Source organism: Chryseosolibacter indicum, from assembly GCF_018598585.1.
Lineage (GTDB): Bacteria > Bacteroidota > Bacteroidia > Cytophagales > Cyclobacteriaceae > Chryseosolibacter > Chryseosolibacter indicus.
Genome location: NZ_JAHESD010000019.1, coordinates 24809 through 42086 on the forward strand (window position 1 = coordinate 24809; position 17278 = coordinate 42086).

General features: G+C 41.7%; 10 protein-coding genes. 1 reads left to right on the forward strand and 9 read right to left on the reverse strand.

Annotated features, from left to right (window positions below; genetic code table 11):
• Positions 1-394 precede the first annotated feature (394 nt).
• The 8 genes from ligD to KK060_RS10555 all read right to left on the reverse strand — a co-directional run bounded on the left by ligD (position 395) and on the right by KK060_RS10555 (position 13813).
• A complete protein-coding gene (gene ligD / locus KK060_RS10530; RefSeq protein WP_254153687.1) occupies positions 395-2731 on the reverse strand; it encodes a non-homologous end-joining DNA ligase in 2337 nt (778 codons plus the stop codon).
• 140 nt (positions 2732-2871) lie between these two features.
• Positions 2872-5685 (reverse strand): malectin domain-containing carbohydrate-binding protein, encoded by a 2814-nt coding sequence (locus tag KK060_RS10535; RefSeq protein WP_254153688.1) that lies wholly within the window; start codon positions 5683-5685, stop codon positions 2872-2874.
• 486 nt (positions 5686-6171) lie between these two features.
• On the reverse strand, positions 6172-7323 hold the full coding sequence (locus tag KK060_RS10540; RefSeq protein ID WP_254153689.1) for an esterase-like activity of phytase family protein: 1152 nt from the start codon (positions 7321-7323) through the stop codon (positions 6172-6174).
• A gap of 95 nt (positions 7324-7418) precedes the next feature.
• Complete coding sequence (locus KK060_RS10545; protein ID WP_254153690.1) at positions 7419-8645, reverse strand: efflux RND transporter periplasmic adaptor subunit; 1227 nt, start codon at positions 8643-8645, stop codon at positions 7419-7421.
• Between the two features lie 6 nt (positions 8646-8651).
• The gene (locus tag KK060_RS25185) at positions 8652-9890 is read right to left on the reverse strand and encodes a TolC family protein (protein WP_367397478.1); all 1239 of its coding nucleotides are present in this window, start codon (positions 9888-9890) and stop codon (positions 8652-8654) included.
• Positions 9887-13021: an efflux RND transporter permease subunit gene (locus KK060_RS10550; protein ID WP_367397479.1), complete on the reverse strand. Its 3135-nt coding sequence runs from the start codon at positions 13019-13021 to the stop codon at positions 9887-9889. Before KK060_RS10550 ends, KK060_RS25185 begins: the two co-directional genes overlap by 4 nt.
• A 73-nt stretch (positions 13022-13094) precedes the next feature.
• Entirely contained in the window at positions 13095-13424 is a 330-nt protein-coding gene (locus KK060_RS25190; protein WP_367397480.1) for a DUF6660 family protein, read from the reverse strand.
• A gap of 80 nt (positions 13425-13504) precedes the next feature.
• Positions 13505-13813, reverse strand: a complete 309-nt coding sequence (locus tag KK060_RS10555) for a DUF202 domain-containing protein (RefSeq protein WP_254153691.1) — start codon at positions 13811-13813, stop codon at positions 13505-13507.
• Between the two features lie 131 nt (positions 13814-13944).
• On the opposite strand from KK060_RS10555, the gene KK060_RS10560 reads away from it, so the two are divergent.
• Entirely contained in the window at positions 13945-14553 is a 609-nt protein-coding gene (locus KK060_RS10560) for a chemotaxis protein CheB (protein ID WP_254153692.1), read from the forward strand.
• Between the two features lie 65 nt (positions 14554-14618).
• On the opposite strand, the gene KK060_RS10565 is transcribed toward KK060_RS10560, so the two are convergent.
• Positions 14619-17255 carry a glycoside hydrolase family 3 protein gene (locus KK060_RS10565; RefSeq protein ID WP_254153693.1) on the reverse strand — a complete coding sequence of 879 codons (2637 nt, stop codon included), beginning with the start codon at positions 17253-17255 and terminating at the stop codon, positions 14619-14621.
• Positions 17256-17278 lie beyond the last annotated feature (23 nt).

A 17278-nucleotide genomic window follows, 5' to 3' on the forward strand; every position in this document is an offset into this window, starting at 1 on the left:
ATTGTCAATTGTCAAATTACCTCATTTGCCTGCACCATTATGTTACCTGTTAAATGTTAATACTGCTCAAGACTGTGCTACATATTGCCTATTGCCATTTTGCTATTGCCTACTCTATTAATTCATTTATCAATTTAACCAATTCTCCACTACGCTAACTCAAACTGCAATTGGCTTAACCTCCCCACGTCCCTAGGATAACCGCAGGATATCCCCAGGATAACCCGTAGATAACCGCAGGATAACCGCTACTTTTCAGAAAGCTCAACTAAAAAACATGTGCTCAGGAAAGACGAAAAAGGTAAAATTATTTTTCACTAGGCAAACGGGCTGCCTAGTGCTTATACATTCTTAAAATATTAATCAAGGGCTGACTGCTGTAGTTATGAACGTGCTACCCTACCTCACTAATATCCGGCCTCAGCTTCATGAACACTGGCTCTCTGAACATCTTATCAGGCGTGAGTTTGGCATAACTTACTTCTGCGATGATCTTTGGCTCGAGCCATACACTTACTTTAGGATCAAGCAATGTTCCTATTACATCAGGACGTTTGGTGGTGTTAACTTTTTTGATGGTGGTGAAAATATCCTTCATTGTACTATCATCAAAGCCAGTTCCTACCTTGCCACGGTAATGAAGCTCGTCTCCTACCCTTTCGGCTATGTGCAGCGCACCAAAGGTTACTGAGCGGTCTCCTTTGCCTTTAGTATAGCCAATAATGACAACTTCCGCAGATTGACGCAGCTTGATCTTATACCAACAATCTGTACGCTTGCCCGGCAGGTATTTGCTGTCTTTCCTTTTAGCGATGATACCTTCGAGGCCGTGTTCGCGTGCCGCATTCAGCAAGGCTTCTCCATCATCAACAAACTCACTTACTCTATACGCCGTATCTCCCCTAACAGCATCTCTTAGCCAATCCTTGCGTTTCATCAATGGCTCATTGAGTAATGACCGCCCATCAAGGTATAAACAATCGAAGATGTAACAGTAACACGGTGTGGTCTTTGAAATCTTTTGAATAGCAGCATCTCCGCTTGTCATTAAGCGGTTGATTACTTTTTTAAATACAGGTTTGCCTGTAGCGTCGAGGTGAACGATCTCGGCATCAAAGACAGCGTTGGTAGCCCTGAAGGCTTTCTCGCCATCCAGTAATTCAGGAAACTGTTTGGTAACATCGTTCTGATTGCGTGTATGAATGGTAAGCTTGCCCTCTTCATAAGCAATCAATGCACGGATTCCATCCCACTTGATCTCATAGATAAAGTCATCTCCTTTTGGAGGCTCGTCACTTGATTCAGTAAGCATGGGTTCTATAAACTTGTTGATGTAATCAAGCTGGGGTTCATCAACACGTTCGAGCAAATATTCCTTCTCTTTCGTTTTATGCATGCGATACTCGCCTGTCATCTCCTTGCTGTTGAGGCGAAAGTAGAAGCCATCTTTCTTTTCTTTGGTAACCTGGTATTTACCCAATGCATAGATCCACATCTCGCCCCCTCCGTACTGTCCTTTCGGAATACTGCCATTGAACGTAAGGTATTCCATCGGGTGATCTTCTGTTTGCACAGCGAGGCGTTTTACACCCGGCCTTGGAGGTAACCCCCGGGGTACTGCCCATGATTTTAGTACGCCATCTTTCTCTAAACGAAGATCGTAATGAAGGTGTGACGCATGATGGCGGTGAACAACAAAGTTGTTATTACTTCCCGTGATGATGTTTGCTACAGGCTCAGGTGTTTTTTCGAAGTCGCGTTTCTTTGAATACGTCTCTAGTTGTTCGGGTGTTTTATGCTTCTTCGATGGTCCTAACTTCTTGGCCTTACTTGTCTTCTCTTTCCTGTGGGTGTGAAGTTCAACGGCATAGGCTCCGATGCTCTCCCACGCATCTCCATCTTTTAATACTTTATCAACAGCGTTTTGTATATTAAATACCTTGGGGTTGTCCAGGTCTTCAAGTTCCTCCCAGGTCAATGGCATTGATACCGGTGCTCCTACCCGTCCGCGCAAACTGTAGGGCGATACGATGGTCTGACCAGAACGGATCCGATAAATATCGACCAACACCCTTCCTTTGCGTGCCTCTTTTTTAATGTGTAATGTAGTTTGCTCTCCAAGGCTTTCAACAAAAGGCTGCGCTATGGCTTGTGCCGCATCAAACACTTCAGAGAAACCTTGCTGTGGTTCGAGGGGGCAGCAAATATGCAGTCCCTTACCTCCTGTGGTTTTTACAAACGGTGTATAGCCAAACTGCTCAATATGTTCTTTGAGATCGAAGGCGATCGGTTTAAGTTTTTTGAAATCATATCCTTCCGGAGGATCAAGATCGAAAACCATATAATCAGGTTTATCAAAAGCAGGTTTTCGGCTATGGAGCTGATGAAATTCGAGGGAAGCAAGATTGGCAAGCCACACGAGGAGCGCAGGTTCTGTTGCCACGATGTAGTCCTTCTCTTCCTTGCCCAACGTCTCAAACTCCACCCAATTCGGAGCAAAGTCAGGTTTGTTTTTCTGGTAGAAGCTCTCCCCATGTATACCATCAGGAAAACGGATAAATGACAGTGCCCTACCTTTGATGTGATTGAGGATAGTAGGTGCTATCTTCAGGTAGTATTCGATTACCTCAGCCTTTAAAACATGGTCTTCAGGAAAAAGAACTTTGTCGAGGTTAGACAATTCAACGTTTCGTTTACCTACCTGTACCCACTGACTGTTCTTTTTGGCCATCTTAAAGAATGATTTTCAAGCAAAATAAGAAAATTACCTTCAACTATAATTCATACGGAACATGAATTCATTTTAAAGCTGTGGCAGAATAAAAAAGCACCTGTTTGTAAGACAGGTGCTTTAATGAAAAGAACATTTTCCTATTTACTCTTCTTAATAATCCGCTTCGATGTAACTTTACCTGATTCTGATATGATATTAACGATATATACTTTAGGAGCTCGCAACTGGCTGATATCTACTTGTTTTCCCTCAGCGTCACTTCCGTCTACGTATTTATCGTAATACAATTCATTCTGTTCATTAAAAACCTGTATATGGTATTTTCCGCGCGGAGGCAAATGAAGGTCTATAAAATTAAAAGCAGGATTAGGAGAAAGACTTATAGCTGCGTCTGAATCGGATGGTGCTGCGTTCGCTTCCTCGACATATGCTGCTGCACTTAGTTGAGCTGATCCTGCTGCAGGGCCATTAATAGTCATCGCATTAATATGAGCGTGACCTGTTGAAGTACCTACAAATTTTATTTCCAGAGACCCATCAGATACTGTTACTGGGAAACTTAAAAAAGAAACTCCTGAGCCTGCCTGGTCGTGTACATCATAATTAGACTGTACTAATGCGCCTTCCAGATAAATATTGAATTTCCTTGCACCTGAGGTAAAGGTATCAGCGCTCTTCTTTGCAAAAAACAATTTCACCTCATAACTGCCGGCTACCGGCACTGGCATATTATAACGAATCGTCTTATTTGTACCTGAAGTATACCTATAAGATCCCATTACCTGGTTAGGCACCTCGGTATCATTTGTTCCCCAGAAAGAAGACGCGCTTCCGGTTGTATAACTACTATATGTGGCATCATAAAACGCATGAGGTGTTGTTTGCTTATCCTTCTCCCAAGTCACGTCTTCTTCAACAATTTCATCCCCTCCGGCATTAATAGCTAAAGAGAGTTGGTCAATTGGATCAGGAGTAGGCTCGGCATATTTTGTAACTGCTATAGCATTGATCTGGGCGTGAGACGTACCTATACCTGCAAAGGTTAAATCAAGAATACCATCATGCACCACTGCGTTAAAGGTAAGCGAAGCTGCCCCGCTACCCGTATTGTCGTATACATCATAGGCTGCTGCTTTTGTTTCTCCTTCTGCAACAATATCAAATCGTCTGGCTCCTGAAGTAAAGGTATCTCCTGACTTACGCGCGAAGTATAAACTTACAGTATAAGTAGCCCCTGATTGAGGAACAGGGATAAGGTATTTTAATGTATGATTATTACCAGAAGTATAACGATAAGACCCCAGAATGCCATTTGGAATACCGGTATTATTTGTTCCTGAAAACGAGGACGTACCTCCAGTAGTATATGAGTTAAAAGCTGTATTATAATATACATGCGGTGTAGTCTGCTTGTCGCGTTCCCATGTTTTACTGCCATCAACAAAATCATCGCCACCCGGGTTTATGTAAACTGCCCACGATGGATCTGGATTATTACCATTAGTGCTGTATTCATACACACCAAGATCATACGCATTATTAACATTTCGAGGTTTCCCATCAAGATCAAATGCTATGCTATCCACACCGGTCGCGGATAAGTTAACTCCAGAATCAATAGCAGGAGAAGTACTACTTAAATGAAAGTCATTATTATTCAGAAATTCTTCATCACTCGCATCAGAAAAACGAACAAATCCAACGTCATTTGGATCACGGGCAAAGTAATTGTGATTATTAACATTAAAGGCAGGAACACCCCTCACAAATGCCCTGTCTCCAGGTACTCCGGCTATGATGTTATTTTGCAATACCATGTTATCAATTTCGTTGTATGAATCCCACAATATGCCCTCCTGCCTGTCATGAGACTTACCTACCTTTACGATTGTATTATTTAATATTCTGATATAACTTCCGGAAGATGTAACTTCATAATACTTGCCGAGTGCCCACATGCCAGCTTCACCTACGTTTGCAATGATGTTATTATGGAAGTTAAGATTGCCTGCTCCAAAATACTGAAAGCCGTTTCCTGTTCCGGTATTAATTATATTATGATAGACGTCTCCTACCACACCCGAGCCTAAATACAGACCTTCATTCTGAGCAAGATTTACTTTAAGGCCATACCGTGTAATCGTGTTGTTATGGACTTTTACATCTAAGTCAGCATCTTTTAACTGCAAGCCGTCCCATCCAGTGTAGTCAATTACGTTATTATAAATTCTGACATGTTGAAGAGAGGCTGAGTAAGCAGTTTTAGTAGCATTGCCACATGTAATCGGCTTCCCGCCGTAAGCCTCATCGCCTTTTCCAATATACATTCCCTCTGTACCAACATTATGAATGTAGTTATCATGAACAAGTATATTTCGTATTACCCACTTATTTGGATGATTTCTGGGAAGGGTATCCTGATCACAATTAACATCGTCAATAATTTTTAGTCCCGCTGATCCAGGTGTTCCCGAATCGCCACCTATATTTAAATAAGCAACCTCCAGATCTGTAATTCGGATGCTACTTAATGCCTTTAATTCTACGAAGTTGCCTCCACCTTTTGCTCTTATACCATATTTATACTGAGCACATCCATTACCCAAAACTTTAACATACTTAGAATCCCATACCGATAAAGGGCTTCCTGTGCCTCCATCGATAGTAACAAGCCCTCCACAATTAGTAATAATAATTGGATTCGAGGCACTTCCTGTCAGCTCCCGGAAGACAATGTTCTTATTATAAGTGGCACCACCTTGTATACAAATCTTTTTGCCTGCAAGGTCTGTAACACCAAGGGCTGCTTTTATTTCTGATGCATAAATATAGAAATCCGTACTGGTTGGTGTAATGACATAATCACACGTAGAGCACTCACATTGCGCATTTACCTGCTGTGTATAAAGGTTAAGTACTAAGAATAGTACAATCAAATAAAAATGTTTCATTGATAACTTTGTTTAGATTTTTAGTTGTAGCAATACTTGTCCTTCTTCAGCACGCTGAAAGGCTATGTTGAAAAAGAAAGGACAATAGAATCATGAGGGTATAGGGAACTATACCAGCATTACAGAAGTACGAAGCTGACCAAGCAATGGGTTGACATTATCAACCACTGCCTTCCATCAGTCTAACAATTCCATTTACTCGGATTTAACTATGTAGATGAGCCTGCGTTGTAAGTTAACATAAGAGGTATTTGTTTTTTTCACTGAAGAGAAAAAATACCTGCCACATGGATTTATCTTAAAAGATTTTAGACATGAATGGTCAAGAAACTTCTATGAGTAGCGTTGGATAGCTAAACACCTTGTCAACGCTATTAAAATGTAGTCCGCCGTTCTACAAAGCGCGTACTTAAAAAGGAGTAGTAAAAAGGAGTATAAGTAGAATTAGAAAAAGGTTAGATTATGAAGTACATGAGGAGTAGTTTGCTAAGGCACAATTTCAAACAGGAAGAACTGAGTTTTCTCGAATGAATTGAAATTGTTATCAGACACAAATAGCAACGACTGGTGTCCATTAGGCAACACCGGCCCATAGGATATACATTCTACATTATCAATGTATCTTCCAAGACTATCCATATTCAGGAGCAGTGTTTTCTTTACAACATTCGATGGCGGCTGTTCTTTTAACGATGGTATTTCAGTTACATCATCCGCCTCTGAAAGATCAGCCAAAAACACTTTAACTGTACATGAGAGCCTTCCTGTTGAAAAGGATCTCTCCATAACGAACAGTTTATTCTCGCCGGCGTAAAGTATTTCTGAAACGCCATTTACCTTAAACGCAGTTGTAGTAAGCGCAGGGTATGCAACAGGATCAAGCTTATAGGCAAATTGCTTTGTATTTTTCTTCGTCTCCGCATCAAACTGGTAAATGCGTACGTACGAATTTGTTTCAACTACGTCTGCTCTGGGTCCATCTTCATACAATGGTTCTTCAAGGGTCATATACATTGTATTAAAATCTTTATCAAACGTTACTCCCTCCAACACCCCGTTCTGCCTTGGGCCCTTTTCAATTGCCTTCATGTTAAGATTCTCCGGCAATGGGAATACATCGATATATTTTCCCTCCGTACTCATTATCGTAATGGCGGGATTTGCCTTCAACACTTCCGCCTTCTTTACAATACGTTCTCCCTCACTTGTCCAAACGAGCCGATCTCTTTTTCCATCATAACGCATGGACTCAGGATCAGTAGCTCCAACGGGATTTTTCTTGGCATCAGGATAAGGGGTATTATCAGGTCTCATAATAGTATGAACATCCGTAAACAGAACCGTGTCAATCTTATTATTTTTGATAATTACTTTTGCCTTGTAGAACCTGGATGCATTAATGGAAGATCTGTCGTCACTTATCAAATAATAGATATCCTTCTTGCTATCATAATCAACACCCGACAAACCTCCTACCGTAGTCGACTTGAATTTAAAATTGTAAGGAACTTCGTATTCATGCAGAAACTTAAGCTTTGAAGACGACTTTACCTGAGTTGAAGCTTGCTGAGCATTGCCCTTTCCGACCCAAAACAGGAGAAAGATGAATAAACTGTGTTTAATTGAAAATGAAATCATTACAATTGTTATAAAACTTAAGCCGCCAAACGAATGGTGAAAATTAATGCAAAACTGTATAACAGTAAAATTTATTAATGATACTGCCTGCTTCTTTAGTGCGCGTGCCCTCCTTCTTCCTCGCTGTTCTTCATTTTCGATAACAACACATAGGCGCCCTTTATTACCACAGCCGAATTGCCAATACTGTCTGGCACGGAAACTTCTGTAAACCCAAGCTCACTGTTTGAAGTTTCTATCTCGACCATTCTGAAATTTTTGGATTCTTCATTGTGGGGATCACCTTGTGTTGGGTCAGAAGATTCATGGTTCTCTTCTTTTTCTTCTGAAGCAATAAAGATGTATTTCTTGCCCTGGTAACTTATAATAGCATCATCGGGTAGGGCGGGTACCTGTGTACTCCCTGTTTCTACAAGGCCAGTAAGATACATGCCCGGTAGAAACTCCTTATCTTCCTCATCAATATGACAATGGATGCGAATGGTTCTGTCCGTGCTTATCTCCCTTCCAATAAGATATACTGTAGCCATTCGTTCTTTTGTTTCATTTGCGAGGGTAAACCGTAGCTTCTGGCCTATTCTCAATCGTGGAACATCTTTTTCAAATACAATTAACTCGGCATGCAAGTGCTCGGTATCTACAATTTCGAACAGCACGTCCGTAGGATTAACATATTTGCCAATATTTACATTTACCTGTGTTACATATCCCTCTATGGGTGAATACAAATTAATGCTACTACGAATATTTCCGTCTTCAACACTTTTAGCATCAATGTTGATAACACGAAGTTTTTCCCGAAGTGCATTGTGTTTTGCTTCCCAAATAGTGTAGTTACTTTTTGCCTGTTGCAGTACTTTTTGAGAATTCACATTCTCTTTGGCTAACTCCTGTTGACGTTCATAATCTACCTTTGCCAACTCAAGCTGACTTTTCGCCTCCAGGTAATCCTGTTGAATCTGAATGAAGTCTAAATTCTCAATGGTAGCAATTACTTGTCCCTTCTTAACACGAGAGCCTTGCAGCAGTGTTGTGTTTTTTAAAAAACCTCCAAGAGGCACGGATATACTCACGAGTTGCTGGGGTGGTACATCAAGTACACCATTTACCTTAATTGTACCACTTATCTGCTTTTTCTCTATGTGGCCCAGCTCAATGCCTGCGTTTTGTGATTGAGCAGAAGTTAATGCTACAATATCTTCATGAGCAGTTTCATTGCTTTCTACTTCCGCTACCTTTTCTGATGGCGTGTTGTTGCATGAAATTAAAATCGAGAAAGAAAAAATGCAGATGTATATGCTGTTGATGTTAATACTTTTCATAATCATTTACCTGTTACCAGTCAAATATTGAATGTAGATGACGCTTTGATTGTATTCGTTTAGGGTATTGTAATAATTTTCCTGAATGCTGAGCGCGTTTCTGATACCCATCAGGTATTCCGTGTAGTTTATTTCGCCATGCTGGAAACCCAATTGAGACTGTTTAAGAATCAGTTCAGAATTAGGAAGGGCGGTCTGTTCATAGTAGTCAAGGCTTGATTTATTTACCAATAACTTTTGTGTTGCCTGCTCAAGCTGTCCCTGCAAAGATCTTTGATGGTACTCATAATTTGTCTCTGCGGCCTGTTTACTATACGCTGCTGCCCTTACGCGACCCTGATGTGGCGCAAACCAAACAGGCAGCGAAATACCTAATTGAAATCCTGTACAGCGTTTCCCGTTTGACGCGATGGCACCTGTTTCGGCATCCACCGCACCAACCAACGTCTGAGAAAAGAAGCCCACGTGAAAATCGGGTGCAAACCTGGCTGACTGAAGTCTCTTCTCCGCGCCTGTTACCTCAACTTGCTGAAGAGAGTACCTTAATGCAGGATTTGTTTTATATGCTACTGTATCTAAAACCGTAGCCTCCATTGCCAGAGGTGTTAACGTCGACTCAGGAATATCGGGTAAGAATGACGCGTTTATAAGGATCTGAAGCTGCCGCTGAAGACTGAATATTTCAGCATCAATTTTTCTTAACTGATTCTTACCCTCATTATACTGTGCCTCTGCTGTAGTTTGCTCCAGGAGGTTGCTCTCCCCGGTTTTATAACGCAGGGCAGATGATTTAAGAAATCCTCCAAAAATGCTGTCCTGCCGGAGTAGTAGCCTCTTTCTGGCTTTTAAAAAGGAAAGCTCTTGGTAAGTTTGCTTTACATTGTAAACTACATCGTTCTCGGTTACTGATTTCTTAATTTCACTGGCATTAATCAAAGCCTTATTGTATGCGCGCTGACTTCCCAAAGCGGTAAAGGGAATTACCTGGGATACAGTAATGTTATTATCATCCTTCGCGTAGCTATTGTATTGCCCATACATGAGCATCACCTCTGTTTTAGGTAAATCAATAGATGTCTTTTTCAACTGTATTCTCGACTCTACTTCATACCCTGAGGCTTTTATTTCCGGATTGTTCTTCAGTGCTTGTTCAACAGCCTGATCAATAGTTAAAACATTTCCTGTTTGTCCAAAGGAGGAAAGAAAACAGAAAACCATTAGTATCGTTATTACTAAATAATTCATGATAACGTAGGGTTACTTTTTGATCCAATCTTTTCAAAATAAATATAGAGGCAAGGAAGCACGAACAACGTAAGTATCGTCGAACTTATGAGCCCACCGATTACTACAGTAGCGAGGGGTCTTTGTACTTCTGCTCCCGCACTTGTAGCCAGTGCCATAGGCAAGAAGCCCAGAGATGCCACTGCGGCGGTCATTAACACAGGGCGCAACCTAAGCTGCGTGCCACTCAAAACAATTTCATTCAGGTCTGACATGCCTTCTCTTTTTAACCTGTTGAACTCCGCGATAAGGACAATACCGTTAAGTACCGCTACTCCGAATAAGGCGATAAAACCAACGCCAGCAGAAATGCTGAAGGGCATTCCTCTCAGCAACAATGCTATTATTCCTCCAATAGAGGCCATGGGTATTGCAGTAAATATCAGGAGTGATTGTTTAACCGATTGAAAAGTAAAGAACAACAAAATGAAAATAAGCAGAAGCGCAACGGGGACGGCTACTGAAAGCCTGGCCTGTGCCTTTTCTAAATTCTCAAACTGACCGCCATAGGTGGTGTAATACCCAGCAGGGAACTTAATCTTTGCGTCTATCTTCTCTCTGATTTCCCTAACAATGCTGGCCACGTCTCTACCCCTTACGTTGAATCCTACAATGATTCTCCGTTTTGCGTCCTCGCGTTGTATCTGGTTGGGACCAATTTTAAAATCAACATCAGCAAGTTGTTTCAAGGGCACCTGTTGGCCAGAGGGTGCAGTAATGAAAAGCTCGCGCACATCTTCTATTTGTTGCCTGTTTTCAGCACGTAGCCTTACAACAAGGTCATAGCGCCTCTCTCCTTCAAACACAAGTCCCGCTGATTGTCCTGCAAACGCAGTATTAATAGTTTGGTTGATTTCAGATACATTAAGACCGTATTTGGCGATCTCATCTCTCCTGACCTTGACAACGATCTGTGGCAGGCCAGACACTTCTTCTACGTATAAATCGCGTGCGCCTTCAACGGTGCGAACAATATCTGCCACTTGTTTTGACAATCCTGTGAGCACATCCAAGTCCTCACCAAAAATCTTTACAGCTACATCCTGTCGAACGCCACTCATCAGCTCGTTAAAACGCATTTGAATAGGTTGCTGAAAACCATAGGTAACTCCAGGAACCACTTCCAGCGCTTCTGCCATCTTCTCTGACAATTCTTCGCGGCTTGCTGCTTTTTTCCATTGATCTTTATCTTTGAGAATCACCATCAGGTCGCATGCTTCTATAGGCATGGGATCTGTCGGAATTTCAGGTGAACCAATTTTTGCTACAACCTCTTTTACCTCATCCGGAAATTCTTTCAATATAACCTCCGCACTTTTTTGTGCTGCCTCTATCGTATACGTTAAACTACTTCCCGTGAGGACACGCGTTTCTACAGCAAAGTCACCTTCTTCCAGGGTTGGAAGAAATTCTCCACCCATTCGTATAAAAAGAACAACAGACACCGCTAGCAGTATGAGCGATGAAAGGACAACAATCAACTTATTTTTAAGAACCGTAAGAATTAAGGGGTTGAACAGGCGATGGAAAGCATCCATCATACGGTCTGAAAAATTTCTCTTGTGACTTGTGTTCTTATCCAGGAATAACGTCGACATCATAGGAACATAAGTAAGGGAAAGGATAAACGCACCAAGAATAGCAAAGCTTACAGTCTGCGCCATTGGCTTGAACATTTTACCTTCAACTCCAACAAGCGCAAGGAGAGGAAGATAAACAATGAGAATAATAATTTCACCAAATGCAGCGGATGTTCTTATGCGAGAGGCCGAAGTGTATACTTCTTCATCCATCTCAGCCTGCGTTAATCGTTGAGAAATCTTTCTTAAGCCGAGGTGATGCATGGTGGCTTCAACAATAATTACGGCACCATCTACAATGAGCCCAAAATCAATAGCTCCTAAACTCATCAGATTGCCCGAGACATGGAACACATTCATAAGGGATACAGCAAAAAGCATTGCCAGTGGAATAACCGATGCTACAATTAAACCTGCCCGGAAATTACCGAGGAAAAGAACAAGTACTGCAATTACAATAAGTGCCCCCTCAATAAGGTTTTTTTCAACCGTTCCTATTGCTCGGTTAACTAGATGGCTTCTGTCAAGAAAACCATCAATGGCAACTCCTTCAGGAAGTGTTTTCTGAATTTCGGCTATTCGCTCCTTTACACGCTTTACTACTGCATTGGAGTTTTCTCCCTTTAACATCAGCGTTATGGCTCCAACTACCTCACCTTCATTATTGTAGGTCATGGCACCATACCGTGTGGCATGGCCAAACTGAACGTCGGCAACATTTCTGATGAGCACAGGCGAACCTGCGCTGGTAGTAGACACGACGATTTTGCCAATGTCATCAGTTGAGTTTATCAAACCTTCACTTCTGATAAAATAGGCGTTGGGTTTCTTATCGATGTAAGCACCTCCGGTGTTTTGATTATTTCTTTCCAAAGCGGTAAAGATATCAGCAATGCCAAGGTTATAACTTCTTAGTTTATCGGGATCAATGGTAATCTCATATTGTTTAAGATAGCCGCCGAAGCTTGAAACCTCAGCTACCCCTGGTGTACCTAGCAATTGTCTTCTCACAATCCAGTCCTGGATGGTTCTTAACTCCATGGCAGTGTACTTATCTTCATAGCCCTTCTCAGGCCTTATAATATATTGGAAGATTTCTCCAAGTCCTGTAGTTACAGGGGCTAGTTCAGGAGTGCCTATTCCATCCGGGATTTGCCGTGAGGCGGTTACAAGCCTTTCACTTACTTGTTGCCGTGCCCAGTAAATGTCTATCTTATCTTTAAAAACAATGGTTACTACAGAAAGTCCAAACCGTGAGAAGCTTCGAACTTCTTCTATATCTGGAATGGTGGCCATCGTTTGCTCTATGGGAAACGTAACGAGCCGTTCAATGTCAAGTGCCGATTGTGATGGCGCAACGGTTAATACCTGAACCTGGTTGTTTGTAATATCAGGAACAGCGTCAATGGGGAGTTGGCTTATTGAATAACCACCCCATACAATCAAGGCCAAAGTAAACAGGCCTATAACAAGTTTATTTTTAATTGAATAATAAATGATCTTATCTAGCATAGAATCTAAAGCATACGCTAAAGCACGCTACTTGTGCTAAGCAGTTGATAACAGAATAAAAAACAGAGATATACTAGAATGGCTTAGGCGGTTGCCAAATGCTACAAAAGACCAGCTCAGGAACCAGAGTTAGATGGACACTATTTTTAATTACAAAGCCGGGACGAAATATTTCGAGATGAAATGACGAAGGTGAATGGATCTTCATGCTGCAACAACTACAAACACAAAGTGGTGAACATGAATCAACGTCGTCAGTAGAATGATCATGACTTATAACTGACGCCTGCCGCTCTGTATCATCAGCACATGTTTCCCCATCCGTGCAGGGATAACATGACAGTGCGCTTAAAAGAAAGCCAAACAGAATACAGAAAATTTTCACGTGACAAAAATAACGCATTTTCAGTGCAATGAATCCTTCTACCACATCTTTCTGAAGGAATTTGGATCGATTCTAAGCAATAATATCTCCCAAGCTCCTCAGGAAAAATCGCCGCGCACTGCTTTAATAAATGCTTCAGATGAGTTGCCTACGTTCTGACGGCTGGCCTCAATGTGTTTACGCACCCGTTTATATTTTAATATTCCCATTAACATGACAAATATGCCAATGGCAATTAAGGGCACGCCTGTAAGCTTCCAGAAAAGCGTATCAATTAAATGTCCTAAGGTAGAACCTGCCACAACAAAGTAAAGCCCTGTTCTGATGTAGGCAAGTAAGGTTGTTTCGTTTGCAAGCTTGGTTCGTTCTATCGCTAAATATTCTCTTAAAACCAGATCTTTGTTCATGTTGATTATGCCCCGAATTCCTGCTCCGAATTTATACCATGTTTAATCCTTAACAAGAATCACTACACAAAAAATTGCGACTACTTGCATGACCAGTATCATGGCATAAAAGTTTCACCTTAAAAAATGCTATGGATTATAATTTTTACATTGCTGCTTTGGGGGCTTCTGCTGGTGGCCTAAAAGCGTTGAAGAGCTACTTTTCAAATGTTAAAGACGTTGAGAACATTGCATACGTTGTAGTATTACATTCGAAAAGGGATTACGAAAGCCATCTGCCACAAATCCTTGCCAGACACACATCAACTCCCATTGTCGAAATAGAACAGGGAATGGCAATAGAACGCGGCAAAATATTTATTCACCCACCCGCTATGAAGGTCACTTTGAAAGAAGGACACTTTATCCTTTCAGAGCGTTCGTCCCTTGAATTGTTAAACAGAACCATTAATCATTTTCTCAATTCACTGGCAGAAGATGCAAAAGACAAGGTTATAGGTGTAATCATGTCAGGAACGGGAAATGACGGAACAGAAGGCTTTCATGCTATTGAAAAGAACAGGGGAATTACTTTAGTACAGGATCCTGAAACTGCGGAGTTTGACGGGATGCCCAACCATTCTATCAAATACGACCACCCAACTTTTATCCTACCGCCAGATAAAATGCCTAAAGAAATTGAAAATTATGTAAGACAAAATCTTCAGCTGGAGGAACACATCACACACATCAACATATAAATTATAAGAGGCCGCCTCAAAAGTTATAAGTAAAGCCTTGAGACGACCTCATTATTAACGTTCATTTATTGCTCAGCAAGCTGAAGCACACCTTCAGCTGTTTTCTTGCTTGCGCGTGTTGCTGCATCAGGTTGGCTACCACCTACAGACACTGTAATTGCCCCGGGTAAATACTTTTCCGTACCATCTTCCAATATTACGGCAGTATCTTGTGGACGAAGCTCAAAAGTGACGAGCTTACTTTCACCTTGTTTTAAAAAGATGCGTTTAAATCCTTTCAGTGCTCGGAGCGGTGCTTTAAAAGATGGTTGTTGCCTCGATAAGTATAACTGAACAACCTCGTCCCCATCCATCTTTCCGGTATTGGTTACACGTACGCTTACCGTTACGGTGCTATTCACTTTTGCATTGGCAGGGATATTTAATTGGTCGTATTGAAAGGTCGTATAACTTAAACCGTAACCAAATGCCCATTGTGGTGTTCCTTTGAAATAACGGTAGGTGCGATTATCCATGGTATAATCATTGAAGTCAGGTAGGTCTTTATCACTCTTATAGAATGTCACCGGAAGACGTCCTGCCGGGTTATAATCACCAAAAAGAACATCGGCAATTGCTGTTCCCGCAGATTGGCCGCCGTACCATGCGTTGACAATAGCGGGAATGTTTTCTGCTTCCCACGGTGCCGCAATTGCACTACCTGTCATCATCACAAAAATTACTGGTTTACCTGTTGCCTTTAGTGCTTTCATCAATTCTGTTTGAACAGAAGGCAGAAGAATAGAAGTACGATCTCCCCCATTGAAGCCCGGTTCGTTTACTTTCATTTCCTCACCTTCGAGCTGCGGTGAAATTCCGCCTACGAAAACAATAGCATCAGCACTTTTAACACGATTAGCAAGCGCTTTAAAATCTGTTTTCTTAAAATTACCAGCACGCAGTTTAATTCCTGCTTTACCTTCGGCCTGGTAGTATTCAACTACTAATCGATAGGTCTTTCCTTTTTCAGTTTGAAGTTTATAATTTCTCGCACCCCATCTATTGCGTGTCCAGGCATTGATTTGTTCTTTGCCATCTACAAGGAAACGGTAACCGTCATCGCCTTCTACTTCAAATGCGATCTCACCTGTTTCATTTGCAGTGAAATCTGTTGTATACCGCGCAGAGAAGTTATACGCTTTCATATCTGATACTACAATTTCACCTTCCTGCCAGTCGTGATCAACAGAAGTTTCCATTCTTGTAATAACAGGGGTACCACTCAATTCCTTGTTATTAAAGTATTCAGCCCTGATACCTGGTTGTCCTTCTAAGCTATATTGCTTTGTTACATCGGCATAAACAAGAAGCGTATCTTTGGTAAATGTAGTAGCACGTTCGTACACTACCTTTACCTTGTCTCCCACCTTGTCTTTAATTCCTTGCAACGCTGTAACGATTTTTGACGGAATGCCATTATAGTTTCCAAGTACAGCAATTGCGTTATCTGCATTCGGACCAATAACAGCGATCTCCTTTAAGTTCTTCTTTAACGGGAGTACGTTCTTCTGGTTCTTCAACAACACAATAGACTGTCGTGCCATCTTCAGTGTGTGAGCACGGTGCGGTTCACTCTCCAATACACTTTCTGGTGTTTGGGCATATTTAACCATAGTTGCCGGATCGAACATTCCTAAGCGAAAGCGTATCGTGAACAGTCTCTTAACCGAAACATCTATTTGTCGTTCGGTAATCTTACCTTCCTTAACTGCCTGCACTAATGATTTGTAGGCATCTGTTCCGCAATCAATATCCGTTCCGTGTATTACAGCATCTGCAGAAGCACTTGCTGCATCCGGATGTGTTTTATGGTTCTTAAAGAAATCATCAATCGCCCAGCAGTCAGAAGTAACATACCCAGTAAACTGCCATTGGTTACGAAGGATGTCTTGCATCAGCACATCACTTCCGCAACACGGTTGTTTACGAAATGCATTATAGGCACACATTACGCCGGCCACTTTTGCATTTACTACCAACTCTTCAAATGCAGGAAGGTACGTATCCCAGAGGTCATAGTCACTTGCCTGGGCATCAAATACGTGACGCAACGGCTCCGGACCACTATGCACCGCATAATGCTTGGCACACGCAGCGGCCTTTAAATATTTTGGATCATTCCCCTGAAGACCATGAACAAAAGCACGACCCAACATAGCAGTAAGGTAAGGATCTTCTCCGTAGGTCTCCTGCCCTCTTCCCCAACGCGGATCTCTGAAGATGTTGATGTTGGGTGTCCAATAAGTTAAGCCCATATAACGCTGGCCTGATTTTCCTTCTTTTACTGCCTTGTTATATACTGCCCTTCCCTCCAATGCAGAATAGTCGGCCATCTGGTGAAGTGATGTTGTATCAAAGGTTGCAGCCATACCAATGGCCTGCGGAAAAACAGTTACTTTGTAAGGGGTACGAGCCACGCCGTGTAACACTTCATTCCACCAATCGTAGGAAGGTATGTTAAGACGCGGAATGGCAGGCGCTGAGTTAAGCATCTGCGCAACCTTCTCTTCCAGCGTAAGCCTTGACACAAGGTCATTTACGCGGGCTTCAATAGATAGCGAAGGATTTTGAAAGGGATAATCATTATCCTCTTCCCGGATAACATTAAAAGAAACAGTACTGATCAGAATAACGACCAGGAAAAGCTTTAAAAAGTTTTTCATAATTTAGTTTGGGTAAAGTAGCT

Bases quoted from the DNA above. Each gene is read 5' to 3' on its own strand.
- ligD (WP_254153687.1), bottom strand. From the start codon at position 2,731: ATGGCCAAAAAGAACAGTCAGTGGGTACAGGTAGGTAAACGAAACGTT.
- KK060_RS10535 (WP_254153688.1), bottom strand. From the start codon at position 5,685: ATGAAACATTTTTATTTGATTGTACTATTCTTAGTACTTAACCTTTAT.
- KK060_RS10540 (WP_254153689.1), bottom strand. From the start codon at position 7,323: ATGATTTCATTTTCAATTAAACACAGTTTATTCATCTTTCTCCTGTTT.
- KK060_RS10545 (WP_254153690.1), bottom strand. From the start codon at position 8,645: ATGAAAAGTATTAACATCAACAGCATATACATCTGCATTTTTTCTTTC.
- KK060_RS25185 (WP_367397478.1), bottom strand. From the start codon at position 9,890: ATGAATTATTTAGTAATAACGATACTAATGGTTTTCTGTTTTCTTTCC.
- KK060_RS10550 (WP_367397479.1), bottom strand. From the start codon at position 13,021: ATGCTAGATAAGATCATTTATTATTCAATTAAAAATAAACTTGTTATA.
- KK060_RS25190 (WP_367397480.1), bottom strand. From the start codon at position 13,424: ATGCGTTATTTTTGTCACGTGAAAATTTTCTGTATTCTGTTTGGCTTT.
- KK060_RS10555 (WP_254153691.1), bottom strand. From the start codon at position 13,813: ATGAACAAAGATCTGGTTTTAAGAGAATATTTAGCGATAGAACGAACC.
- KK060_RS10560 (WP_254153692.1), top strand. From the start codon at position 13,945: ATGGATTATAATTTTTACATTGCTGCTTTGGGGGCTTCTGCTGGTGGC.
- KK060_RS10565 (WP_254153693.1), bottom strand. From the start codon at position 17,255: ATGAAAAACTTTTTAAAGCTTTTCCTGGTCGTTATTCTGATCAGTACT.